20 protein-coding genes are annotated in these 24,909 nt (G+C 59.8%); 13 read left to right on the top strand and 7 right to left on the bottom strand.

Features of this window, described 5'->3' with window-relative positions:
- The first annotated feature begins 17 nt into the window (after nt 1–17).
- From moaA to LN244_RS12460, 3 genes are read left to right on the top strand one after another with little or no spacing between them, the layout of a single operon-like run.
- Nucleotides 18–1,016 carry a GTP 3',8-cyclase MoaA gene (gene moaA / locus LN244_RS12470; RefSeq protein ID WP_239040108.1) on the top strand — a complete coding sequence of 333 codons (999 nt, stop codon included), beginning with the start codon at nt 18–20 and terminating at the stop codon, nt 1,014–1,016.
- Between the two features lie 28 nt (nt 1,017–1,044).
- Nucleotides 1,045–1,581: a molybdenum cofactor biosynthesis protein B gene (gene moaB / locus LN244_RS12465; protein WP_239040107.1), complete on the top strand. Its 537-nt coding sequence runs from the start codon at nt 1,045–1,047 to the stop codon at nt 1,579–1,581.
- Nucleotides 1,578–2,795, top strand: coding sequence for a molybdopterin molybdotransferase MoeA (locus LN244_RS12460; protein WP_239040106.1), 1,218 nt, complete (start codon nt 1,578–1,580; stop codon nt 2,793–2,795). The genes moaB and LN244_RS12460 overlap by 4 nt, the downstream gene beginning before the upstream one ends.
- 23 nt (nt 2,796–2,818) lie before the next feature.
- Here the strand turns inward: LN244_RS12460 and mobA are convergent, their stop codons facing one another.
- Both mobA and LN244_RS12450 read right to left on the bottom strand, forming a co-directional pair.
- A complete protein-coding gene (mobA, locus tag LN244_RS12455) occupies nt 2,819–3,358 on the bottom strand; it encodes a molybdenum cofactor guanylyltransferase (RefSeq protein ID WP_239040105.1) in 540 nt (179 codons plus the stop codon).
- Entirely contained in the window at nt 3,355–6,021 is a 2,667-nt protein-coding gene (locus LN244_RS12450) for a nitrate reductase (protein WP_239040104.1), read from the bottom strand. The genes mobA and LN244_RS12450 overlap by 4 nt, the downstream gene beginning before the upstream one ends.
- 450 nt (nt 6,022–6,471) lie before the next feature.
- On the opposite strand from LN244_RS12450, the gene LN244_RS12445 reads away from it, so the two are divergent.
- The 4 genes from LN244_RS12445 (at nt 6,472) to LN244_RS12430 (ending at nt 11,009) form a co-directional block, all read left to right on the top strand.
- Nucleotides 6,472–7,854, top strand: coding sequence for a CmpA/NrtA family ABC transporter substrate-binding protein (locus LN244_RS12445; RefSeq protein WP_239040103.1), 1,383 nt, complete (start codon nt 6,472–6,474; stop codon nt 7,852–7,854).
- A gap of 74 nt (nt 7,855–7,928) precedes the next feature.
- On the top strand, nt 7,929–8,933 hold the full coding sequence (locus tag LN244_RS12440) for an ABC transporter permease (protein WP_408904444.1): 1,005 nt from the start codon (nt 7,929–7,931) through the stop codon (nt 8,931–8,933).
- A 12-nt stretch (nt 8,934–8,945) separates the two neighbouring features.
- Nucleotides 8,946–9,797: an ABC transporter ATP-binding protein gene (locus LN244_RS12435; protein ID WP_239040102.1), complete on the top strand. Its 852-nt coding sequence runs from the start codon at nt 8,946–8,948 to the stop codon at nt 9,795–9,797.
- A gap of 30 nt (nt 9,798–9,827) precedes the next feature.
- Nucleotides 9,828–11,009, top strand: coding sequence for an NAD(P)/FAD-dependent oxidoreductase (locus LN244_RS12430; protein WP_239040101.1), 1,182 nt, complete (start codon nt 9,828–9,830; stop codon nt 11,007–11,009).
- A gap of 81 nt (nt 11,010–11,090) precedes the next feature.
- On the opposite strand, the gene LN244_RS12425 is transcribed toward LN244_RS12430, so the two are convergent.
- The 5 genes from LN244_RS12425 to LN244_RS12405 form a co-directional block, all read right to left on the bottom strand.
- Nucleotides 11,091–13,580 (bottom strand): cation:proton antiporter, encoded by a 2,490-nt coding sequence (locus LN244_RS12425; protein WP_239040100.1) that lies wholly within the window; start codon nt 13,578–13,580, stop codon nt 11,091–11,093.
- Between the two features lie 194 nt (nt 13,581–13,774).
- Nucleotides 13,775–14,410 carry a response regulator transcription factor gene (locus LN244_RS12420; protein ID WP_239040099.1) on the bottom strand — a complete coding sequence of 212 codons (636 nt, stop codon included), beginning with the start codon at nt 14,408–14,410 and terminating at the stop codon, nt 13,775–13,777.
- A 6-nt stretch (nt 14,411–14,416) separates the two neighbouring features.
- On the bottom strand, nt 14,417–15,934 hold the full coding sequence (locus tag LN244_RS12415; RefSeq protein ID WP_239040098.1) for a PAS domain-containing sensor histidine kinase: 1,518 nt from the start codon (nt 15,932–15,934) through the stop codon (nt 14,417–14,419).
- 107 nt (nt 15,935–16,041) lie between these two features.
- The gene (locus tag LN244_RS12410; RefSeq protein WP_239040097.1) at nt 16,042–16,587 is read right to left on the bottom strand and encodes a hydrolase; all 546 of its coding nucleotides are present in this window, start codon (nt 16,585–16,587) and stop codon (nt 16,042–16,044) included.
- 30 nt (nt 16,588–16,617) lie between these two features.
- Nucleotides 16,618–17,049 carry a MaoC family dehydratase gene (locus tag LN244_RS12405; protein WP_239042412.1) on the bottom strand — a complete coding sequence of 144 codons (432 nt, stop codon included), beginning with the start codon at nt 17,047–17,049 and terminating at the stop codon, nt 16,618–16,620.
- Nucleotides 17,050–17,221: 172 nt separating this feature from the next.
- Between LN244_RS12405 and LN244_RS12400 the strand changes: the two genes are divergently transcribed.
- The 6 genes from LN244_RS12400 (at nt 17,222) to LN244_RS12375 (ending at nt 24,877) form a co-directional block, all read left to right on the top strand.
- Nucleotides 17,222–18,595, top strand: coding sequence for a malonyl-CoA decarboxylase domain-containing protein (locus LN244_RS12400; RefSeq protein WP_239040096.1), 1,374 nt, complete (start codon nt 17,222–17,224; stop codon nt 18,593–18,595).
- 27 nt (nt 18,596–18,622) lie between these two features.
- Nucleotides 18,623–19,372 (top strand): acetoacetyl-CoA reductase, encoded by a 750-nt coding sequence (gene phbB / locus LN244_RS12395; RefSeq protein WP_239040095.1) that lies wholly within the window; start codon nt 18,623–18,625, stop codon nt 19,370–19,372.
- Nucleotides 19,373–19,385: 13 nt separating this feature from the next.
- Entirely contained in the window at nt 19,386–21,158 is a 1,773-nt protein-coding gene (locus LN244_RS12390; RefSeq protein WP_239040094.1) for an acyl-CoA dehydrogenase, read from the top strand.
- Nucleotides 21,159–21,180: 22 nt separating this feature from the next.
- Nucleotides 21,181–22,602 carry an NAD-dependent succinate-semialdehyde dehydrogenase gene (locus tag LN244_RS12385; RefSeq protein WP_239040093.1) on the top strand — a complete coding sequence of 474 codons (1,422 nt, stop codon included), beginning with the start codon at nt 21,181–21,183 and terminating at the stop codon, nt 22,600–22,602.
- A 54-nt stretch (nt 22,603–22,656) separates the two neighbouring features.
- Nucleotides 22,657–24,282 (top strand): AMP-binding protein, encoded by a 1,626-nt coding sequence (locus LN244_RS12380; protein WP_239040092.1) that lies wholly within the window; start codon nt 22,657–22,659, stop codon nt 24,280–24,282.
- A gap of 196 nt (nt 24,283–24,478) precedes the next feature.
- A complete protein-coding gene (locus tag LN244_RS12375) occupies nt 24,479–24,877 on the top strand; it encodes a hypothetical protein (protein WP_239040091.1) in 399 nt (132 codons plus the stop codon).
- Nucleotides 24,878–24,909: the final 32 nt, after the last annotated feature.

The raw sequence follows: 24,909 nt of genomic DNA, 5'->3' as shown, positions 1-24,909 counted from the left end.
GAGCGGGAGAGGTTGGCATGCAGACACTATCGGAAACCGGCCTGATTGATCGTTTCGGTCGCCAGATTGATTATTTGCGTCTGTCGGTGACGGATCGCTGTGATTTCCGCTGTATCTATTGCATGACCGAAAAGGTGAGCTTCCTTCCGCGCTCACAAGTGTTGTCGATTGAGGAACTGTACGAGGTGGGGCGCAGCTTCGCCGAGTTGGGGGTGCGCCGCATTCGCCTGACCGGGGGCGAGCCGCTGGTTCGGCGCGGGCTGTTGACGCTGGTGCAGCAGCTCGGTCGTCTGCCGATTGAGCTGTCCCTGACCACCAACGGATCACAGCTGGAGAGACTGGCGGGGCCTCTGGCTGATGCGGGTGTGGATCGCATCAACATCAGCCTCGACAGTCTGCGGGCTGACCGCTTCCAGCGATTGACCCGTAACGGTGACCTGAATCAGGTACTGCGCGGTATCGATGCGGCCCGCGAAGCCGGACTCCGGCGCATCAAGCTCAACAGCGTCATTCTTCGCGGTCGCAATGACGACGAAGTGCTGGCGCTGGTCGCGTTTGCCCGTGAGCGTGGGCTGGATATCAGCTTCATCGAAGAGATGCCGCTGGGCCAGATCAGTGAGCACGATCGTGCCGAACAGTATTGCTCCAGTGAGCAGTTGCGCGCGCGCATTGAATCGCGCTATTCGCTGCTGCCGTCCACCGAGCGCACCGGTGGTCCGTCACGCTACTACCGCATGGCCGACAGTGACAGTCGCGTCGGCTTTATCTCGCCGCACAGCCGCAACTTCTGCGGTGACTGTAACCGCGTGCGTGTTACGGCGGAAGGGCGTTTGCTGCTCTGCCTGGGGCATGAACACAGCGTCGATCTGAGAGCTGTACTGCGTGACCCCACGACTGCACCTGATGCCCTTCAGCACCACATCGTCCAGGCGATGGCACTGAAACCCGAGCGACACGAATTCCGGCTCGATGACGAGCCACATATTCTGCGATTCATGAACATGACCGGCGGCTGATCAAATGGCCGCATCGAGGAGAACAGCCATGTCCGCGACCGAAACCCCATTCCAGCCACTGGCGGCCGCCGTGCTGACCGTCTCCGATACCCGCACGTCGGAGAACGATACCTCCGGCGATCTGCTGGTTGAGAACCTGCAAGGTGCCGGCCATAGGCTGGTGGATCGGGCGCTGGTTGCCGACGATATCTACCATCTGCGGGCGCAGGTTTCCCAGTGGATCGCTGACCCTGAAGTACAGGTGGTGCTGATGACCGGCGGTACCGGCTTCTCACACCGGGACTCGACGCCCGAGGCGATCCTGCCTCTGCTGGACAAGGAAATCGACGGTTTTGGCGAGCTGTTCCGCCATGTCTCCTGGCAGGAGATCGGCACCTCTACCATTCAATCCCGAGCACTGGCCGGGCTGTCCAACGGTACCCTGATTGTTTGTCTCCCCGGTTCCACCGGCGCTTGCCGGACGGGCTGGGAGCTGATCAGCGGTCAGTTGGACAGCCGGTATCGGCCCTGTAATTTCGTCGGTACGCTGATGCGCGCCCAGCAAGAGAGGAGGGCGCTGCCATGAGTTGTGATCAGCAGGGGCTGCTGCCTCTCGAAACCGCGATCGAAGCCTTGCTGTCAGACCTGGAAACTGTGGCGGCTACCGAAACTGCCGACCTGTTGCAGGCCCGCGACCGGGTGCTGGCTGAAGCCGTTCACAGCCGAGTTGATGTGCCACCGGCTGACAACAGTGCCATGGACGGCTATGCGGTCCGCCTGCTGGACCTGATCGCCGCCGGTGAAAACGGGCTGCCGGTCTCGCAGCGCATACCGGCAGGTCGAGCACCAGAACCCTTGCAGCCAGGTACAGTCGCACGCATTTTCACCGGGGCAGAAGTGCCCAGGGGGGCTGATCTGGTGGTGATGCAGGAATTGGCCGAGGTTCAGGGCCATAAAGTACGCCTGCCGCTCGGTGCTGTACCGGGGCAGAACATCCGCCGTCGAGGCCAGGATATCCACAAGGGTGGTCAGCTGTTGCCGGCTGGACGTCGTCTGGATGCGATGGCAACGGCGGTGTTGGCTTCTGCCGGCATTGATCGGGTCAAGGTGTATCGCCCCTTGAAAGTCGCGCTGCTGTGTACCGGGGACGAACTGGTATCACCGGGCCAGCCGCTGGCGCCGGGACAGATCTACAACTCCAACCGCTATCTGCTGTGCGGTCTGATTGAAACACTGGGCATGGAGGTTCTGGATATTGGGCTGGTGGCCGATGATCCGGGCAGCCTTGAGCAGGCATTACTGGGGGCTGCGGCACAGGCCGATGCCATTCTGACCACGGGCGGCGTTTCCGTTGGCGAGGAAGACCACCTGCGGCCCGCCATTGAACGGCTGGGAACCCTGAATCTATGGAAGGTCAATCTCAAGCCGGGCAAGCCCTTTGCGGCTGGCGTAGTCGCGGGTACGCCGATCTTCGGCCTCCCCGGCAACCCCGGCTCGGCGCTGCTCACCTTTGCCTTGCTGGCGCGGCCCTGCCTGAACCGGTTGCAGGGCGACACGGCGCTCAAGCCGTTCACGGTCAAGGCAGCTGCAGGCTTCAGTCGCGAGCGCCGCATCAAGCGGGAAGAGTACGTGCGCGTGTTCTGTGAAGCAGACGGCACCCTGAGGCTGGCCAGCCAGCAGAGCTCCGGAGCCTTGTCCCCCATGCTGCATGCCAATGGCTTCGCCCGACTGCCTGCCAACCAGACGGTAGAAGAAGGGCAGGTGCTGGATTTCTATCCGTTGGATGGGTGGGTGCGCTGAAGTCGGATGAGGTGAGAAAGAACTTAGAAAGTATTCATGTTCAGCACTGCATTTTCCTTCAGCGGCACCTCCAGAGAGTCCATTCGCTGTAACATCCGCATCATCCTTGATTCGCCCGATTCGACACCTTTCACCAGCTGAGGCACCCGTGCAACCGGGATGAGTGAGTGAAGTGGGTGCTTACGTCCTTCGCTGGTCAGATAGAGCCAGTGCTCGGGGTGTTGTCTGCCCGCGTGCAGCAACTGCTCGATGTGCTCGGGACGGATGCCCGGTGTATCGCAGGGCAGGATCAGGAAGGCATCGCCGGGTAGTTCCGGCAGCCACCGGGCAAGGGTGGTCAGGGGGCCGGGAAAATCGTGTTTCAGCTCGGTCAGCAACGGTAGGCCATACAGTGAGTAGAGGCCCGGATTACGACTGCAGTTGAGGTAGAGCTGATCACAGTAAGGGCGCAGGGCGTCGATTGAATACTCCACGCGTGGACGACCTTGCCAGGGCAGCAACCCCTTGTCGGCACCGCCGACGCGGGTGCCGCGCCCACCGGAGAGGATAAGACCAGTGATCATTCGCTTTTGACTCTGTCAGCGTGTGTATCCACCAGTCCTTTCAGCTCGGGCAGGCAGGAGCCGCAGTTGGTGCCGCACTTGAGCTGCTCTCCCAGTGCCTGAGCAGAGTCGGCTCCCGCCTGAATGGCTGCGATAATGTCCGGTTCGCGTACCTGGAAGCAGCTGCAGATAACGGCTCCGGAAACCTGATCGCCCGGCGCTTTGGCTTCAAGTAGCTGGCGCCGGGTGTCCAGATCAATCTGCCGAGCGAACTGCGCGTCCAGCCACCCCAGATCGGGCAATTCATGGTTCGGTTCTACCAGCAGTATCCATTCCAGTCGGCTGTCCCTGATGCCGGCGGCACGGAAGCGTCCGTTGCTCAGATCTTCCAGCCAGAGGCTGGGCGTACCGACCAGGGTTTCGCACCAGTATTGCCAGTTTTCCACAGGTTCAGCGTCGGCCAGCCGGTAGCTGACGCAGTTGGACAGCGGCACTCGCGTCCACCAGTGACCTCTGCCGGGCAGGCCATCAAGCGCGAGAGCGTCGCGCACCAGCAGTCGGGCCTCCCAGCGCATGTTCAGCGGACGCAAATCGGCACGGCCCTGCTTGGATTCGGGTTGCCCTGAAAGCGGATCGACCATCGGGGCAAACAGGGTGCCGCTGCAGCCCTCTTGAGTGAACTGGCGGGTCCAGTGCATGGGAATGAACACCTCGCCCTGTCGCTGCTGATCACTGATGCGGATACGCCCGAGATAACGACCCAGCTCGTTGTGCAGTTCGGCCAGTTGCAGGTGAGTGACCTTAAAGCGCTTGGCATCCAACGGGTGGATCTCGATGAAAGGCTCGGCATGGTGTTGCAACAGGCGGGCGGCACGGCCGGTACGGGTCATGGTGTGCCACTGGTCGCGGATACGGCCGGAGTTCACCAGTAGCGGGTACTCACTATCCGGCTGCTGACTGGGGGCCTGAGGGGTGATCGGCAGCAGCCGAGCCTTGCCGCTCGGGGTGAAAAAATGGCCATCGGCAAACAGCCGTGGGGTGCCCTCGGGAGCCTGCTTGTGTACTGGCCACTGGATCGGCTTCAGGGCGTCGTAACCGGCATCACTGAGCTCGGCCAGCGCACTGATGTCGAAGCCGCGACTGCGGTTGTTCTCGAACCCCGAGAGGCGGGCATGTTCGCGAAAGATGTCGGCCGGCGAGGCGTAATCGAATGCCTGGCCGAAGCCCAGTCGCTTGGCCAGTTCGCAGATGATCCACCAGTCGTGTTTGGCTTCTCCCGGTGGTGGTACCAGCCCACGCTGGCGCGAGATACGCCGCTCCGAGTTGGTTACCGTACCGTTCTTTTCGCTCCAGCCGCTGGCGGGCAGCACGATATCGGCCAGTTCCAGCGTATCGGTATGGGCCATGCATTCGGAGATGATCACCAGCTCGCATTTCTCCAGTGCTCGGCGAACCCGGTTGGCATCCGGCAGGCTGACCAGCGGATTGGTGGCCATGATCCACACCGCCTTGATCTCGCCGCGTTCGATGGCTTCAAACAGGGGGATCGCCTTGTAGCCTTCCTGCTGGGCCATGTTGGGCGCTTGCCAGAAGCGGCCGACCCGGTCGATGAACTCGGCTTGGCTGAAATCCATGTGGGCCGCCAGCTGGTTGGCCAGTCCACCCACCTCGCGGCCGCCCATGGCATTGGGCTGTCCCGTCAGCGAGAAAGGCCCCATGCCGGGGCGGCCAAGGCGGCCGGTGGCCAGATGGCAGTTGATGATGCTGTTGACCTTGTCAGTGCCACTGCTGGACTGGTTCACGCCCTGAGAGAAAAATGTCAATGTTCGCTCGGTGGTACAGAACCACTCCACCAGTTGCTCCAGATCGGCCAGGGGGACATCAGCTTTGCGGGCGACATCGGCCAGGTTTCCGGCAGTGGTGTTGGCCGATTCGAGCGCTGCTTCGAAGCCTTCGGTATGGGATTCGACATAGGCCTTGTCCAGCGCACCGCGCTCGGCCAGTGCAGCGAGGATGGCATTGAAAATCAGCGCATCGCTGCCCGGTTTCAACGCCAGGTGCAGGTCGGCCAGATCGGCAGTGGCGGTGCGACGCGGATCGATCAGAACAACCTTGACGGCAGGGTTGGCGGCCTTGGCCGCGACCATGCGCTGGTAGAGGATCGGATGGTTCCAGGCTGCATTGGAGCCCACCAGCACCATCAACTCGGCGTGATCGATATCCTCATAGCTGCAGGGTTGAAGGTCACCGCCGAAGGCGCGTTTATAGCCGACCACGGTGGATGACATGCATAGTCGTGAATTGGTATCCACATGCGCCGAGCCGATGAACCCCTTCATCAGCTTGTTGGCGACATAATAGTCCTCGGTCAAGAGCTGCCCGGACAGGTACATCGCCACCGAACCGGGGCCATGCTGGCGGATGATCGCTTCAAGCCGTGTGGCCAGAGTGTCCAGTGTCACGCTCCAGTCATGCTCCTGGCCATCCACACGCGGCGTCAGCAGTCGACCTTCCGGTCCGGTCGTTTCGTGCAGGGCGCTGCCTTTGACGCATAGCCGTCCCCGGTTGGCAGGATGTTCGCCATCACCGCTGACGGCGATGACCCGCTGGTCATTCGTGGTGGCACTAACCCCACAGCCGACACCGCAGTAGGGACAGGTAGTCTGGTTCGATAGGCTGGCCATGGCGTACTCCCGAAAAACACAAACGCCCACTCCGTTCGACACGCGAGTGCGATCGGAGTGGGCGTCTTTGCCAGTGATGGTGATTCATTATTACGAGAGGTCTGCAAAAGCAGTGCCAGCAATCAAGCAGGAGTAAGTGGTTGTCAGGACGCTGAAAAGCGAAGGCGGATGAACAAAAAATGCTCAGTTTTGGGGCGGAGTGCCATTTTGCAGTGCAGGCCGACGTCGGGAAGGGCAGAGCCAAAGCCGGTGAAAATCGGCAAAGGGGGCTGATTTACGGCGTTTTTTCTGTTTTGGCACAGCTTCTGCTTTGATCCCAGTAACTGGCGCTGCTTGGGCATCGCCATCACATTTCAGTTCCAACACTGACGGCAAGGGCGCCGTTCCATCAACGGAGATTGATCTCCGGGGCATGGAACGGCGCCTTTTTTGTATTTGGGGAGAAAGATCATGCTGAAACAACCGGGATCATTCAAGCGACTGCTGTTGGCGGCATCCATCGCCATTACTACCCTGACAGCCCAGACAGGGGCTCAGGCCGAAGTAGGGTATCCGGAGAAGGAGGAGCTGAAGTTCGGCTTCATCAAACTGACCGACATGGCGCCGTTGGCGATTGCCTACGAGAAACAGTACTTCGAGGATGAAGGCCTGTACGTGCAGCTGGAAGCCCAGGCCAACTGGAAGGTGCTGCTGGACCGTGTCATCGACGGTCAGCTGGATGGCGCACACATGCTGGCCGGTCAGCCACTGGGTGCAACCATTGGTTACGGTACCCAGGCCCACATCATCACTGCTTTCAGCATGGACCTGAACGGCAACGGCATCACCGTTTCCAATGATATCTGGGAGCAGATGAAGGAACACATCCCGATGGGTGAGGACGGCAAGCCGGTGCATCCGATCAAGGCCGACTACCTCAAGCCGGTGGTGGACAAGTATCGCGCCGAGGGCAAGCCATTCAATATGGGTATGGTGTTCCCGGTGTCCACACATAACTACGAGCTGCGCTATTGGCTGGCGGCCGGTGGCATCCATCCGGGCTATTACGCCCCACACAAGGGGGACACCAGTGGTCAGCAGCAGGCAGATGCGCTGCTGTCGGTAACGCCGCCGCCGCAGATGCCGGCGACGCTGGAAGCGGGCACAATTTACGGTTACTGCGTCGGTGAGCCATGGAACCAGCAGGCCGTCTTCAAGGGTATCGGTGTGCCGGTGATCACCGACTACGAAATCTGGAAAAATAATCCGGAAAAAGTGTTTGGTGTCTCCAAGGCGTGGGCCGACAAGTACCCCAACACCCACATCCGTGTGGTCAAGGCGATGATCCGTGCCGCCAAGTGGCTGGACGAGAACAACAATGCCAACCGCCCGGAAGCGGTCGAAATCCTGTCTCGCCCCACCTATGTCGGTGCTGACGCCGAAGTGATCGCCAACTCAATGACCGGGACGTTCGAGTACGAGAAGGGCGACAAGCGGGAGGTGCCTGATTTCAATGTCTTCTTCCGCCACAACGCCACCTATCCCTACTACTCCGATGCCATCTGGTACCTGACCCAGATGCGCCGCTGGGGGCAGATCGCCGAGCAGAAGCCGGACAGCTGGTACATGGATATCGCCAAACAGGTGTACCGCCCGGATATCTACCGCATTGCGGCCGAAGAACTGATTGCCGAGGGCAAGATGGCGGCCAGCGACTTCCCGGACTTTGCCTCTGAGGATGGCTTCAAGGCGCCACAGACCCAGTTCATCGATGGCATTACCTATGACGGCCGTAAGCCCAACGAGTATCTCGAACAATTCCCGATCGGCCTGAAAGGCAAGGATCAGATCTAAGCCCTGGTCAGCAGTCGGCAGGCATCCGACGGCCTGCTGACTGCCGAAAACCTGCACAGCAGGGGAGATGAAGCATGAGCAGTATTCGCATGACCCTTGCCGGCATGTCCGGCATTGCCGGGGTCAAAGCCAACGACACCTTCGCCAGCTGGCTGAAGCGTATGACCCAGACTCTCGGCCTGCCGCTGATCGGCCTGCTGGTCTTCCTGTTTATCTGGCAAGTGGGGGCCAAGCAGATCGATACCTCGCTGGGCCAGTTCCCGGGACCGACCCAGGTCTATGAGCAGGCCAACGCCCTGATCAGCGAACACTTCAACGAACGCGAGCGGGAAAGCGCGTTTTACGAACGCCAGGAACAGCGTAACGCAGAACGTGTAGCAAAAGATCCGGACTATGTGCCCAAAATCCGTGAATATACCGGTAAGCCGACTTTCTTTGATCAGATCGGTACCAGCCTGGTCACGGTGCTGGCCGGCTTCGCTATCGCCGCCCTGATCGCCATTCCGCTGGGGATCTGCATCGGTCTTAATGGTGCGCTCTACTCGGCGCTGAACCCGATTATCCAGCTGTTCAAACCGGTGTCGCCGCTGGCCTGGCTGCCGCTGGTGACCATGGTGGTCAGTGCCGCCTATGTCAGTGATGACCCCCTGTTTGCCAAGTCCTTCCTGACTTCGCTGTTCACCGTATCCCTGTGCTGCCTATGGCCGACGCTGATCAACACCGCCGTGGGCGTGTCCGCCATCAGCCCGGACCTGCAAAACGTGAGCAAGGTGCTGCGCCTGAACTGGCTGACTCACGTGGTGCGCATCGTACTGCCGTCATCGGTACCGATGATCTTCACCGGTCTGCGCCTGTCGCTGGGCATTGCCTGGATGGTGCTCATCGCCGCCGAGATGCTGGCGCAGAACCCGGGACTGGGCAAGTTCGTCTGGGACGAGTTCCAGAACGGAAGCTCCGATTCCCTTGGTCGCATCATGGTCGCCGTACTGGTGATCGGCCTCATCGGCTTCCTGCTGGACCGCGTCATGCTGCTCATCCAGCGCGCGGTGTCATGGGACAAAAACGCCATTACTCGATAAGGAGACTCCATCATGGCTGCACATCTTGAGTTAACCGACGTTTCCATCGAGTTTCCGACACCGAAAGGGGCCTTCAAGGCGCTGGATGGGGTCAATCTGAAGATCGAGCGGGGCGAGTTCGTCTCTCTGATCGGCCATTCCGGTTGTGGCAAGTCCACGGTGCTGAACATCGTCGCCGGCCTGCATCAGGCCACCACCGGCGGGGTCGTATTGGACGGTCGCGAAGTGAACGAGCCCGGCCCGGAACGTGCCGTGGTGTTCCAGAACCACTCGCTGCTGCCCTGGTTGACTGCCTATGAGAACGTGGAGCTGGCCGTGCGTCAGGTGTTCAAGGGCAAAAAGAGCAAAGCCGAAATGAAGGCATGGATCGAGCACAATCTTGAACTGGTGCACATGACGCATGCCATCCACAAACGTCCGGACGAGATCTCTGGTGGCATGAAGCAGCGTGTGGGGATTGCTCGTGCGCTGGCGATGGAACCCACCGTGCTGCTGATGGACGAGCCCTTCGGCGCCCTGGATGCCCTGACCCGAGCTCACCTGCAGGATTCCTTGATGGAGATCCAGAACGAGCTGAACAACACCGTGATCATGATCACCCATGACGTGGATGAAGCGGTATTGCTGTCCGACCGCATCGTGATGATGACCAACGGCCCGGCCGCCACAGTCGGTGAGATCCTCAAGGTGGAGTTGCCGCGCCCCCGCGACCGCATCGCGCTGGCGGATGACCCCGTGTACAACCATTGTCGCCATCAGGTGCTGCGCTTCCTGTACGAGAAGCAGCGCAAGGTGCAGCCGCTGGACAGCCGGCGCCCAAAGGGTCAGGCAGGGACTGATGCCAAGGCCCGCAAACAGGCCTGAGCGGTGCTACCGGACAAGAGGAACATGTATATGCACGCGGAACTGGTGATCGTCGGCAACGGCATGGCCGCAGCCCGGCTGGTGCAGGAGCTCAAGCAGGGCACTGGCTTTGACGGCCGCATCCTGATGATCGGCCGCGAGCCGCGCCCGGCCTACAACCGGGTGCTGTTGTCGCCGTTGCTGGCCGGTGAGGTTGAAGACCAGGCGCTGGAACTGCACAGCTTCGACTGGTACGTGCAGCAAGGCATAGAACTGCTGTGCAACGATCCGGTGGTGGTGCTGGAACCGGAACGCCACCGCCTGAGAACGGGCAGCGGCAAGCAGATTCAGTATGATCAGCTGGTGCTGGCCACCGGCTCCAACGCCAGCCTGCCGCCGTTGCCGGGTATCGATCTGAACGGGGTCATGGGCTTTCGTACCTGGCAGGATGTGGAGATCATGCGCGAAGCCGCCGCCAAGGGTGGCAGCGCTGTGGTGATCGGTGGTGGTCTGTTGGGTCTGGAAGCTGCCGAAGGCCTGCGCAAACTGGGCATGACCACCCGCGTACTCCAGCGCAGCGACTACCTGCTCAACCGCCAGCTCGACCGTCATGCCGCAACCATGTTGCAGCAAACCCTGGAAGGGCGCGGACTGGAAATCATCACCAGCGCCGGTGTCGAGTGCCTGCAGGGCAATGAAGCGGGGCAGGTCACCAGCGTGATCCTCAAGGATGGCCGAACCCTGCCCGCAAACCTGATCGTCGTCGCCGCCGGTGTCACCCCCGAAATATCCTTGGCCCGCGCTGCAGGCCTCGACTGCGACCGTGCCATCAACGTGGACAGCGAGCTGCGCACCAGCGCTGTGGATATCTTTGCGCTCGGGGAGTGCTGCCAGTTCGAGGACCATACCTACGGTCTGGTCGCGCCGATCTGGCGGCAGGCGAAAGTGCTGGCGAAGGTACTGCGCGGTGAAAGCGAGCAATATGCCGAACAACCGGTGGCCACCCAGCTTAAGGTCAGCGGCATCTCGCTGTTCTCCTGTGGAGAGATCGATGCACAGAACGCCAGCGTGGTGGAGTATCACGACCCCGAACTGGGCGATTATCGCAAGCTGTGGTTACGAGATGAGAAGCTGGTGGGGGCTGTGTTGTTTGGGGATACCCGCCAGAGCAACGATTATTTTGAGGAGTTGTTGACCCGACAAGCGTTTCTGTATTCTGGTCAAATACACTAGGCAGGCTGAGCACCTTCATGAAGCTGTAGGCAAGGTGGCAGCTTTTGTGTTTTATACCAGGCCCCCGATATCTTGTTGCCCTTACTGACCACTATTTGAGTGTATCTGCTTTTGCTCATCATCGCTGTGCTGCAGGTGTGCTCTCAGCTCTTCGTCCTGCTCCATCAGGTGCTGCAGTCGGGAACGGCTCAGGGTGTAAAGCCGAGTCGGCGTCTGCGCGACAACGGAAAGGTCTGGACGACCTTCGCCCAACAGGGCGGACTCGCCGAACGAGTCACCGGCGATCAGGGTACTGAATCGATGTTCTGCGCCGTCGCTGTGATACTCAAGGCGAAGGCTGCCACGGCTGACCATGTACAGGCTGTTGTTTTGACTGCCCTGGTGAATCAGGTGTTCGTGCTTTTCCAGCGTAATCGCTTCGCACTTCTGTGCAATCTGCTGGATCAGTCTTTGGGGCAGCTGTGCAAACAGAGGTACCCGGGCCAGCAACAATGCGGGATCATCGTTCAGTTTCTGGATCGGTTCACCGCGCAGTCTGTTTAGTCGTCGGTCCACATCCTTTTCGATCTCTTCCGCTACACCTTTGGGAATGGTGCCCAGCCGGGCTTGCTCACGTGTGGTTTCCAGTTCTGCCAGCAGGACCACGCGCTTGCTCAAGCGTTCCTGAGTGAGCAGCGCAAATTCGGGGAAGTCATTGTTCAGGCGGTGCAGTTTGTCCACCGCCAGTGTATTCCAGTGCTGATATTGAGCGACCACACGGTTCACGATGTCAGGGCGTGTGGATTCAAGACTGGCCAGATGTTCCAGAGAGTGGATGACGTGGCTGCTCCCCTGAAAATGACCCCAGACCATTTCGTAGTAGTGGCCGATGTGGGCAATTCGCAGTCGTTCGACCAGTCCGTGGAGCGGCGTATTGTCCCCCAGCAGTCTGAACAGCCAATGCTCAATGTACTCATAGTGACGGTGCTGGTTCACCTTATGTAAACCGTGGTCGTAGCGCAGGCTATCCGTCTGCTGTTCCAGAATGCCCAGCAATCGGCGTGCGGTTGATTCACTGAGATGGCCCTGATCGTACATTTCGATGTAGTAGGCTTTCTCCTCGGCCAGCGCGCGCAGGAAGAAAAGGTTGAACTCCTGTTCGCGTGTCAGTTGCTCCTGACGCAGCTGGTTGATCTGTTGTCGAGCTTTGGCGATTGCATGGTGACTGCTCAGGCTCAGTCGATGCGCGATTCGGCTCGAGAACAATCCGCCCTTCTGCAATGCGGGCAGGCGCTGCAGAGCGCGCTGGTGCGCCATCAGGTCGCGTTCGATCAATGCCAGACGGTCAGCCAGAGGCGGCTGATCCAGTTTCATGGCACGCATGGCAGGCTTGATTGTCAGGCCCTGAACCAACAGGGTAAACAGGACCGATCCGGTGACCAGGGCAATAAACAGGTCCTTGAAGGGGTAGTCGGGCAGACTCAACACGATGGCCAGCGCGATTGCACCGCGCAATCCGCCCCAGAACATGATGAAGCGATAGCCCAGACCTATGGGGTCTTGTCCGGGTAAACGACCAACCAGTGGCAGGAGTCCGAAGATGACCAGTGCGCGAGAGGCCAGCAACGCCATTATCACCCAGATCAGCAGGTGCCAGGCCGAGGCCAGCTCCACCAGATTCACCTGCATGCCCAACAGCAGAAACAACAGGGCATTAGCCGTGAAGGCCAGAACCCCCCAGAACTGCTCAAGGTAGATGCGCACCGAGCTGGCGATACGCAGACGTCCCCAGGTGCCCAGCGTCAGACCTGCGCCCAATGTGGCCATGATGCCGCTTACATGGAGCAGCTCCTCTGCGATCAGAAAAGCGAGATAAGCCAGAACACTGGTCAGGCCGATTTCAAGAATGGGGTCTGAGTCGAGCCAGCCGATCAGTTGTCCGGTCAGGTATCCGGTCAGGACACCAAACAGCAGTCCTCCGGCAAAGAGGACAATAAAATCAATGACGCCATTGCCCAGCGCCTGGCTGGACAGCGTGCCGGCGGCCAATACACCCAGCAGAATCTTGGATAGCACCAGCGCGGTGGCATCATTGAGCAGGCTTTCGCCTTCGATCAGAGTGGAGAGCCGGCCGGGGGCTCCAATCTGTCTGAACAAGGCGATCACGGCCACCGGGTCAGTAGCACTGAGAATCGCTCCAATCAGCAGGGACGCCATCAAGTCGAGGTCCAGTGCCAGCCAAACGATGATGCCGATCAGCCCGGTGGATAACAGCAAGCCTGGAATTGCCAGCGACAGTATGGGGACGGCATTGCGGCGCAGTTGGCGCGCATCAAGGTTGTAGCTGGATTCGAAAATCAGCGCCGGCAAAAAGACAAACAGAATCAGGTCGGGCGAAATGCTCAGTGCTGCTTCGGCCTTTTGCAGGGCGGGGATGCTGTCGCCCAGGGCCGTTATGGCGATACCGGTCAGTACCAGTAAGACGGTAAACGGCAACTTCGTAGAGCGCGAAACCTGATAGATGCTCAGCGCGACCAGGAGCAGCGTGAAAATGATGCCAACCAGTTCAGCAACAGGATGGAGTGCGTCCAATGCCAGCTGTCCTCCGGAGGCAAAATTGGTTGCAATGGCCCCGTCAGATATTGGATTGAGGCTTGGGGCAAGTGAAATTTGGCACCAGAGCCTTATCTGCACTTTAGCACTTAGTCGAGTCGAAGGTCACCGCGAGGCTTGACGGAGTCGAGCGCTGCCCTGTCGGGAGGAGGGTGTGCCAGAACAGGAGCTGCTTACTCCTCCACCGTTTCCACCAGTCCCAGCGCAATGGCGATCTGGACCAGTTCGGCCAGAGAGTCCACCTTCATCTTGGTTATCATGTGGGCGCGATGGCCTTCTACGGTCTTGCGGTTGATCCCCAGTTCGTCGGCGGCTTCCTGGTTGGACAGGCCTTTGACAATCAGGCCCATCACCTGCCGTTCGCGGCGGGTCAGGCTGTCGTAGCGCTCCTGCAGGCGGGATTGGGCACTTTTGCGCGCCATGCGGATACGGTCTTTTTCCAGCGCGTTGTGCACATGGTCGATCAGCACCTGATCGTCGAACGGCTTTTCGATGAAGGTCAGCGCCCCTTGCGTCAGGGCGGTGACGGCCATGTCCACGTTGCCGTGGGCCGAGATCATGATCACCGGCAGGTCGATCGCCAGTTCGGCGAGTTTCTTCTGCGCGTTGATGCCGCTCAGGCCCGGCATGCGCACGTCCATCACGATGCAGCCGCTGGCGTCGCCCGGATAGCGGTCGATGAAGTCCAGCGCGTTCTCGAAGGTGTCCACGGTCAGTCCGACGGACTCCAGCAGCCATTTCAGGGAGTCACGGACATCGGCGTCATCGTCGATGACGAATACCTTTTGAGCGTCTTGATCGGAGGTCATGCGTCTTCAGTTAACTGTGTTCACGGTGAATGAGAAGCGGCTGCCGGCGTGCGGCAGGTTTTCCGCCCATAACTCGCCGCCCAGATTCTCTACCAAAGAACGGCTGATGGCCAGACCCATGCCCAGGCCGGTGCCCTTGGTGGAGTAGAAACGCTCGAAGATATGCGGCAGGTCCTGCTCGCGGATGCCGGGGCCCTCGTCTTCGACGGTGATCAGCAGCTGGTTGCCCTCGGGCCTGACGGCGACGCGGACCGTCTTCAGTTCATGCTCGGCTTCGGTGTCGTAGGCTTCCAGGGCATTGACCAGCAGGTTGAGCAGGACCTGTTCCAGCTGGATCTGGTCGCCGCGTACGGCGGGCAGGTGGTCGTCCAGCTGGCAGAGAATACGTACATTATGGCGCTCGGCGGTAGACTCGCAGAACTCGCAGATGCCGTGGACCAGACTGGCGATATCCAGCTCGGTAACCTTGGGTTCCTGCTTGCGGGTGAAGTCCATCATCCGGTGGACAATTTCGCCAGCGCGCAGTGCGGTGCTGATGCTGCGGGTGATCGGCGTTTCGATATCCTGCCAAGTCAGTGATTCGGCACTGGCGAAGCGGCGCTCGATGCCGCGCAGGAAACTGACCATCGCCAGCAGCGGCTGGTTAAGTTCATGAGCAAGGCTGGAAGCCAGTTCCCCCATGGTGATCAGGCGGCTGGCGTGGTCGATCTCGGCCTGATACTGCTTCATCTGCGCCTCGGCGGCTTTCTTTTCGCTCAGGTCACGGGCGACCAGTGACAAGTATTCGATATCGCCGTGCAGCGAGCGATGTACCAGTAGCTCCAGCATCACCGGGATAGCGTTGCCTTCGCGGGTGTGCAGGTTCAGCTCGCCACGCCAGCTGCCTTTCTCCTTGGCGGTTGGCAGGCCATCAGCCAACAGCATCTGAAAACCTTTCTGCACCATCACATCCTGCAGTGACAGTCGGGTGTAGTCGATATGCTCCAGCGTGAGGCAGCGGCGTGCGGCTTCGTTCAGATGGGTGATCTGCAGATCCAGATCGGAAAAGATCACCAGGTCCTGGGTGCTCTCCAGTACTCGTGCCAGTCGCCGGTTGGCCTTGTCAGCCTTGATGCGATGCGAGGCATCACGAGAGACCACGAGGATCTCCTTGATCTCGTGAGTATCGGGATCACGGATGGTGCGGCTGGTGCTTTCCAGCCAGGTATAGTGACCGTCCTTGCAGCGGAAGCGGTAGGTGTGGGTATACAGGCCGCGATCATAGGTGACGCTGGGGGCGCGGTCCTGAAAATCCTTAACGTCATCGGGGTGGTAGAGGTCATAGGCCGACATGCCAACGATCTCCTCCACGGTAAAGCCCAGCAGGTGGGTCACGGCAGGGGAGGCGTAGATGAAGCGCCAGTCATCAGGGGTATGGCGCGAGATCATGTCAGTGGACTGCTCGGCCATCTCGGCGAGCAGGCGGTTGCGCTCGGCATCGTCGCTCAGGGCGGAGCGTCCTTGTTCGGGCGTCAGGGGTTTCATCGGCATTCCGGGCTCTGGGTGTGTCTGGCAGGATACAACACAGGCCAGCGGCATGGGGAGGGGAACGGGCCCCGGCGTCAGAGTGCCGGGGCTTAGTGCGTCATCGATCAGCGCAGGAACTCCATGCTGAAGGCCTTGAACTGGGCAACGTCGGAGCGACGCATCCATTCGAAGCCGACCATCTCGCGGGTGATCAGCTTGACCCCTTCCTTCTCCAGACGGCGCAGAGCGATCTCGGTGTCGAACGGGTTACGCGCCGAGATGGAGTCGGCGACCACGAACACTTCGTAGCCCTCTTCGAGCAGGCGCAACGCGGACTGCATGATGCAGGCCTGAGATTCCATACCGCACAGGACGGCCTGCTTGCGGTCAAGCTGACGGAAGGCGCTGCCAAAGTCGGGATCGTCAATGCAGGCGAAGTGGGCCTTGCCGTACAGGTTTTGGGCGCCCACCAGTTCACGCAGGCTCTCTTCGGTGTGACCCAGTCCCTGCGGGTACTGTTCGGAGCCGATGACCGGCACCTCCATCAGCTGGGCCAGTCGGGTCAGCCACTTGCAGTTGTCCACGAGCCGCTCCTGTTCGTGGACGCCCGGCAGCAGCTTGGCTTGCACGTCAACGACGATCAGTACGGACGTATTCTTATCCAACAGCATTCTCACTCACTCCTTAGCGCTTGTTTGGGATCAGGCCGGACGGCGATCAACCATGTTGGTGGCGATGCCTTCGGCGACCACCTTGTCGCCCACGCGGCAGATGGTTTCGAGTTTCACGCGACGACGCTCGGTGTTGATTTCCACCACGGTAGCGGTGGCGACAACCGTATCACCAATATGAACCGGAGCCTTGAACTTGAGCTGCTGGTCGACGTAGATGGCGCCCGGCCCCGGCAGGCGGGTGCCCAGTACGGCGGAGATCAGCGCGGCGCTGAACATGCCGTGGACGATGCGCTGTTCAAACATGGTGGTCTTGGCGTACTCGGCGTTGATGTGCACCGGGTTGTCATCACCGCTGATGCCGGCAAAGAGGATGACGTCCGCATCGGTGATGGTCTTGGCGTAGCTCGCCTGCATGCCGACTTCCAGATCTTCCAGGTAGTAGCCGTGTAGTGCCTGCATAGAATCCTGCATGTTTTTATTCCTGTTTTTATTTCATGATTCGAGACTTTGGATCTTCAGGTTAGTGGTATTTATTCAAATAGCCAAGGGTTTTTACTTGGTTTTTTAAAAAGGCTCTGCTAGCCTCGATGTACACAACGTCACCCAGCAAGCTCCGAGAGAGGACTTCGCGATGCAGACTCAGCCAGCCAATCTGTTTGAAAGAGCGTTCAAGAAGCTCGTGCCCTACAGGTTCGAAGCGGTGGCCGGCCGGCGGTCGGCGCCCGATATCATGGACCTGGATGCCGATCTGCCGGAGACCGATCTGGCCCATGTCAGGGAGTGGGTCGACAACTGTCTCGACGCCCATGCAGGACAGGTAGAGGCGCGTAATCGGGCGGCGATGCTGGGGCGCATGTACCTCAAGCTGTCGCGTACCGGCAAGGTACGGTTTCTGGGAATGCTGGCAGAGGAATATGGCATCGATGACGCCGGAGTGGAGCAGGCGATCAGTGGCTGGCAGCACGCGCAGAATGGTGAGCGTGCTCGCAAGGCTCACCAGTTGCGCAAGGCGCTGGAACCGAGCCATAACCGGCTGTTGAAACAGTTCACCGGCGTGCCGTCCGGGGTGAAGTTTCTGGTCGACATGCGCGAAGAGCTGCTGGAACTGGAAAAAGAGTACGCGACCCTCGAATCTCTGGAGGCAGATCTGAAAGAGCTGCTGGCGACCTGGTTCGATGTGGGCCTGCTGCAGCTGGAAGAGATCAGCTGGGACTCCAGCGCTGCTCTGCTGGAAAAGCTGATTGCCTATGAGGCGGTACATGAAATTCAGAGCTGGAGCGACCTGAAAAACCGGCTGGATTCCGACCGTCGCTGCTTTGCCTTCATCCATCCGAACATGCCGGATGAGCCGCTGATTTTTGTTGAGGTCGCACTGGTGAACGGGCTGGCCGGCAGCGTGCAGAAGCTGCTGGATGAGCATGCGCCCACGCAGGATATCGACACCGCCGACACGGCCATTTTTTATTCCATCTCCAATGCTCAGGCGGGTCTGGCGGGCATCAGTTTCGGCAACTTCCTGATCAAGGAAGTGGTGAAGAAACTGAGCAGTGAATTCCCGCAGCTCAAGCAGTTCGCCACTCTTTCGCCGATACCGGGCTTCGCCCGCTGGCTGGAGAACTGTACTCCCGCCACCCTTTGTGAACTCCCGGGCGGTGAACAGTGGCTGGGCCTGCCCGCACCGCGCGAGGTGTCCATGATCGAGGCCAGCGACACCCTTGAGATTCGTCAGGAGGCGCTGACCAAACTGGCCGCGGCCTATCTCTGCCTGAGCAAGAAGCACGGCAAGCGAGCGCTCGATCCGGTGGCTCATTTCCACCTGAGCAACGGCGCCCAGGTAGCGCGCCTGAACTGGATGGGCGACGTATCGCAGAAAGGCCTCAAGCAGTCTGCCGGCCTGATGGTGAACTACCTGTATGAGCTGCCCAGAATCGAGCAGCGCAGTGAAGCGTACACATCGGAGGGCGTGATCGCTCAGTCCTCTGCCATCAAGAAATTGCTTAAGTAAGTCATTAACAATAAGAAGGAGAACATCATGACCAATCGTATCGCAGTGGTAACCGGTGCTACCGGTGGTCTGGGCACCTCAATGTGTCAGGCGCTGGTGGATCAGGGACGCAAGGTGATCGGGACTCATCTGCCCAACGAGCAGGCCACGGCTCAGGCTCAGGATTGGCAGCAGACGATGAAAAGCCAGGGCTATTCGGTTGAACTCTACCCGTTGGACGTATCCGACTTCGATGGCTGCCAGGCGTTCGTGCAGCAGGTGGAAGCCGATCATGGCCCGATTGACATTCTGGTCAATAACGCCGGTATTACCAGCGATGCACCGCTGAAGCGGATGGAGCCCGGCCAGTGGAATCGTGTCATCGAGGTGAATCTGAACTCCATGTTCAACATGAGTCGTCAGGTGTTCGAGGGCATGTGTGAGCGCGGTTTCGGTCGTATCGTCAACATCTCCTCCTTGAACGGCGAAAAGGGCCAGTTCGGTCAGTGTAACTACGCTGCCACCAAAGCCGGTATCTACGGCTTCACCAAGTCCATCGCACTGGAAGGCGCGCGCAAGGGCGTGACTGTCAATGCCGTATCACCGGGCTATATCGATACCAAGATGGTACGTCAGGTACCGGAGAAGGTGCTGGAAAGCATCGTGGCCGGTATCCCGGTAGGGCGTCTGGGCCAGCCGGAAGAGATTGCACGAGCCGTAACCTTCCTGACGGCGGATGACGCAGGTTTTGTCACCGGTACCAACCTGTCCGTGAACGGCGGCCAGTACATGGACTAAGGGGACAGACAGCATGAGCGAGTACAGAGCACCCACCCGCGAAATGGAATTCGCGCTGAGACGTTTGGCCGGATTCGATGAAATGGCCAAGGCCTGCAATTACGAGGATGCCTCTCCTGATGTGGTAGCGGCGATCCTTGAAGAGGCAGCCAAGTTTGCCGGCAACGAAATCGCACCGCTCAATCGCAGCGGTGACGAGATCGGTGTGCGTCTTGATGAGGACCGCTGCGTCCAGACGCCGGACGGCTTCAAGCAGGCCTACCAGCAGTATATCGAAGGGGGCTGGGCCGGCCTGCAGTTTGACGCCGAACTGGGTGGCCAGGCGCTGCCATTCTCTCTGGCCATTCCGGTGCAGGAGATGATCCACGCCGCCAATATGGCCTGGGGGCTCTGCCCGCTGCTGTCACAGGGCGCCACCGAGGCGCTCAGTGAAAATGCCGATGAATCACTGAAACAACGGCTGCTGCCGAAGATGATCAGCGGCGAGTGGACCGGCACCATGAATTTGACCGAGCCGCAGTCCGGCTCGGATCTGGCGACCATCCGCACTCAGGCGCGGCCTGAAGGTGATCACTACCGGATTACCGGCCAGAAGATCTTCATCACCTGGGGGGAGCATGACATGGCCGAGAATATCGTCCATCTCGTGCTGGCACGGCTGCCGGACGCACCGCCGGGCGTAAAAGGGATTTCGCTGTTTGCGGTGCCCAAGTTTATCCCTGATGCCGATGGCAACCCCGGCGAACGCAACGACTGCTATGCCCTGTCGCTTGAACACAAGATGGGTATCCACGCCAGCCCTACCTGCGTCATGAGCTATGGCGAAAACGGGGGTGCGCTGGGGTATCTGGTGGGCGAGGAAAACAAGGGGCTGGCGTGCATGTTCACCATGATGAACAACGCCCGACTCACCGTTGGCCTGCAGGGGGTGGCGATCTCCGAACGTGCGCTGCAGATGGCGCGCAGCTACGTGGCCGAGCGTGTTCAAGGGACTGCACCGGGTGATCAGGGGCTTTCGCCCATCGTGCGTCATCCCGATGTACGCCGCATGATGATGACCATGAAAGCGCTGACCGAAGCCGGTCGTGGGCTGGCCTATTCCGGTTGTGTCGCGGTCGACTACGCCAAGCATGCGCAGCTCGATGCCGAGCGTCGTGCCTACTTCCAGCGCCGTGCCGACCTGCTGACGCCGCTGGTGAAAGGCTGGTGTACCGAGATCGCTCAGGAAGTGACGTCGCTGGCGGTGCAGTGCCACGGAGGCATGGGCTTTATCGAGGAAACCGGTGTTGCCCAGCTGTACCGCGATGCTCGCATCCTGCCGATCTACGAAGGCACCAACGGCATTCAGGCGCTTGATCTGATCGGTCGCAAGACCATTCGTGATCGCGGGCTGGCACTGCAGGAATTGCTGGCAGAAATGCGTGCGACAGCTGCAGATGCGCGTGCGGCGGGAGTACTGGAAAGTCAGCGTCTTGACGCTTTCGAGCAATCGATCGCTCAGCTGGAAAGTGCACTTCAGCAGGTGCTGGACAGCAGTGCCAACGAGCATTTTGTCGGTTCTGTGGCCTTCAGCTTCCTGATGCTGACCTCTACCGTCACCGCTGGCTGGCTGATGGTGAAGTCGGCGCTGCTGGCCGCGGACGACAGCGAAGGGGAACTCCTGCCAGCCAGGCAGGCAACCGCCCGGTTCTTTGTCGATCATGTTTTGCCGCGTAGCACCGGCTATCTGGCGTCTGTTCTGGCCGGTGAGGATTCCATCATGGCACTGCCGGAAACGGCACTCTGAGTCAGGCGTTAACGGAGGAAGTATGTATATCAATGGACAATGGGTGACCGAGCGGAGCCACTTTGCAGTCACCAACCCCGCTAACGGAGACGTCATCGGTGAAGTGCCCGACTGTACTGCTGACGATATCGAGGCAGCGATTGCGGCCGCCAGCGAAGCGCTGAAAAGCTGGAAGCAGACTACCGCCTATGAGCGTGCAGGTCTGCTCCACCGCGCCTGGGAAATCATGCTCAGCCGCAAGCAGGCGCTGGCCGAGCTGATGACACGGGAGCAGGGTAAACCCCTCAAGGCCTCGCTGAACGAGGTGCAGTACGGAGCCGATTTCCTGCTCTGGTTTGCCGAAGAAGCCAAGCGCATACATGGTCAGAGCATTCCCTCTTCGCGGGGCAATCAACGTTTCATGACCCAGAAGGTACCGGTCGGCGTGGTCGGGGCGATTACGCCCTGGAATTACCCGATCTCGATGATTACCCGCAAGCTGGCACCGGCGCTGGCGGCCGGCTGCACGCTGGTGCTCAAGCCCGCCGAGCATACCCCGCTGTGCGCCAAGGCGATGGCCGAGGTATTCGAGGAGGCCGGCTTCCCGGCCGGCGTGATCAATGTGATCACCAGTCTAGACCCTGCGCCGGTAGGGGAAGCCTTCTGCACCGATCCGCGTATCCGCAAGCTGACCTTTACCGGTTCTACCGCCGTGGGCAAGCACCTCAATGCACGTGCCGCCGCGCACATGAAACGGGTGTCGATGGAGTTGGGTGGCCATGCGCCCGCCATCGTGTTTCCGGATGCCGATCCTGTGCATGCAGCCAAAGGGCTGTCACTGGTGAAGTTTCTCAACACAGGACAGGCCTGCATCAGTCCTAACCGTATCTTCGTCCATGAGGCGCATGCCGAAGCCTTCCTCGCCGAACTGACCGCACGGGCCAGTCGGCTTCGCGCCGGCAACGGGCTGGATGCCGGCAGCAGCATCGGCCCCCTGATCAACGAGGCGGCACTCGAGAAGGTCGACAGCCAGGTACAGGATGCATTGGCCAAGGGCGCGACCCTGCATACCGGTGGTCAGCGCTTGATGGATGCCGACTTGAGTGGCGGTTGCTTCTATGCGCCTACGGTGCTGTCCGGTGTGACGCCGGAGATGAAAATCTATCGCGAAGAGACCTTTGGTCCCGTGGCTCCGGTGATCCTCTACAAGGATGACGACGATGTGCTCGCCATGGCCAATGATACCGAGTACGGATTGGCGGCCTATGTTTACAGCAATGACCTGTCCACGGCGTTCAAGGCATTTGAAGCACTGGAGTTCGGCATCATCGGCATCAACGATATCAACCCCACCAGCGCCGCAGCCCCCTTCGGAGGCATGAAAAACAGCGGCCTGGGTCGTGAAGGTGCGGAAGAGGGGATCGAGGAGTACCTGGAAACCAAACTGGGCGGCTTCACCCTCTGAGGTGGCCGCTAAACCCGTTCCAAACACCGTGATCTTGATAATAAGGATAAGAAAATGGAAAACATGTTTGAGCATGATCTGGACCCCGTCGAGGCCAATTCACCGGCCCTGACCCCGACCATCTTCATCAAGCGGGCCGCGCTGGCCCACCCTAACCGGACGGCGGTCATCCACGGCGACATCAAGCGGACCTGGCATGAAACCTACCAGCGTTGCCTGAAGCTGGCTTCAGCGCTGCGCAAACTGGGGGTCAAAAAGGGCGATACCGTCGCGGCGCTGCTGCCCAATATTCCCGAAATGCTGGAGTTGCACTTCGCTGTGCCGATGTTGGGGGCTGTGCTCAATGCACAGAATACGCGTCTTGATGCCAAGACCATGACGTTCATGCTCAATCACGGCAATGCTAGTGTGTTCTTCACCGATCGAGAATACAGCGAGCGTGCCCGCGAGGCGCTGGCCGGTTGTGATGCCAAGCCAAAGGTGATCGATGTGGACGACCCTCTGTTTGAGGGGGGCGAGCTGATCGGTGACATGACCTACGATACGCTCTTGCAGACCGGTGATGATGATTTCGAATGGGAGTTGCCGGACAGTGAGCTGCAATCGATCGCGTTGAACTATACCTCTGGCACCACCGGCAATCCCAAGGGAGTCGTGTATGACCACCGTGGCGCTTTTCTCAGTGCGCTGAGCAACGTGATCGGTTTTGGTCTGCCGAATGGGGCGGTGTACCTCTGGACCCTGCCGATGTTCCACTGCAACGGCTGGTGCTATCCCTGGGCGGTAACAGCCGTAGCCGGTACCCATGTCTGTCTGCGCCAGCCGCATCCGAAACCGGTGTTCGAGGCACTGTCCCGGCATGGCGTTACCCATTTCTGTGCCGCGCCCATCGTGCTGAACATGCTGATCAATGCACCTGATGAAGTGAAGCTGCCGTTCAGTCAACAGGTCACGGCCGCGACCGGTGGTGCGGCACCACCGGCCGCCACCATCGAGGCGATGGAGGAAATGGGCATCAAGGTGGTGCATCTCTATGGTCTGACCGAGACCTACGGTCCCAGCGTGGTCTGTGATTTTCAGGATGAGTGGCACCAGCTGAATCCGAAGGAGAAAGCACAGAAGATGTCCCGCCAGGGGATCCCGTTTTTGACCATGTCCGACATGATGGTGGCGGACCCGGCGACGCTGAAACCGGTCCGGCAGGATGGTCTGACCATCGGTGAGGTGTTCCTGCGCGGCAACTCGGTAATGAAAGGCTATCTCAATAACCCCGATGAATCCCGGAAGGCATTCGCCGGCGGCTGGTTCCATACCGGTGACCTGGGGGTTTGGCATCCGGATGGCTATGTCGAAATCAAGGACCGCTCCAAGGACATCATCATCTCCGGTGGTGAGAACATCTCGACGCTGGAGGTGGAAAGCGCCCTTTACCATCACCCGGCTGTGCTCGAGGCCGCCGTGGTGGCCGCGCCGGACGAACACTGGGGTGAGATTCCCTGTGCCTTCATCACCCTCAAGGCCGGAGTCGACCCCGTATCCGAAGAGGATGTGATCGCACATTGCCGGGAACATCTGGCCGGCTTCAAGATCCCCAAGAAGATCGTCTTCACGCCGGAGCTGCCGAAGACATCGACCGGGAAACTGCAGAAGCATGTGCTCAGGGCACAGCTGGGCAGTTAAAACGCCTTGGCCAGGAGTGATCATATGACAGGTCGCTCCTGTGCCAGCGCCGGTTTTCAGGATGGTCCAGTCGGTCTACGGAACCTGTCATGGAGATTACATCTATGTAATCCGGCCGGTTTTTACTTGAGTCCCCCGGCTCAACGCTTTAGATTAAAAGGCGAAATTGACAGAAACTCTTCTGGATGAACAATCGGTGCGTATACGTTCATACACAGCCCTGCTTTTGTACCTGACGACTTTCCTGTTGTCGGTCGTTGCGCGTGCTGACCAGATGCTGCCCATTCCAGTGGATGCACCGTCCCCGGGGTTCGGTCACACCTCGACAATGGCAGAGCATGCCGGGCATTTGATGCCAGACAGGCCGCCGGGATGTTCCGATCATCAACGCATGTCCGATGATGGGCTGCCTCCCAATGGTAGCTGCCAGAGTATGCCTGATTGCTCACCGGATCACTGCTTTTCCTCTCAGGGACTGCTCAATCAGGTCATCGGTGTCATCCCTCATACTGGCCGTGAGTACTTTGTCTCAGGCGGTTACCAACTCCTTTCTCTCGTACTCTCGCCACCCGGCCGCCCTCCACGCTTCGCTTGACGCTTCTGATTTATCGGCCCGGTAGGCCGATT

It is taken from the genome of Marinobacterium sediminicola (assembly GCF_022343685.1).
Lineage (GTDB): Bacteria > Pseudomonadota > Gammaproteobacteria > Pseudomonadales > Balneatricaceae > Marinobacterium > Marinobacterium sediminicola.
This window is presented reverse-complemented; position numbering and strand designations above follow the sequence as displayed.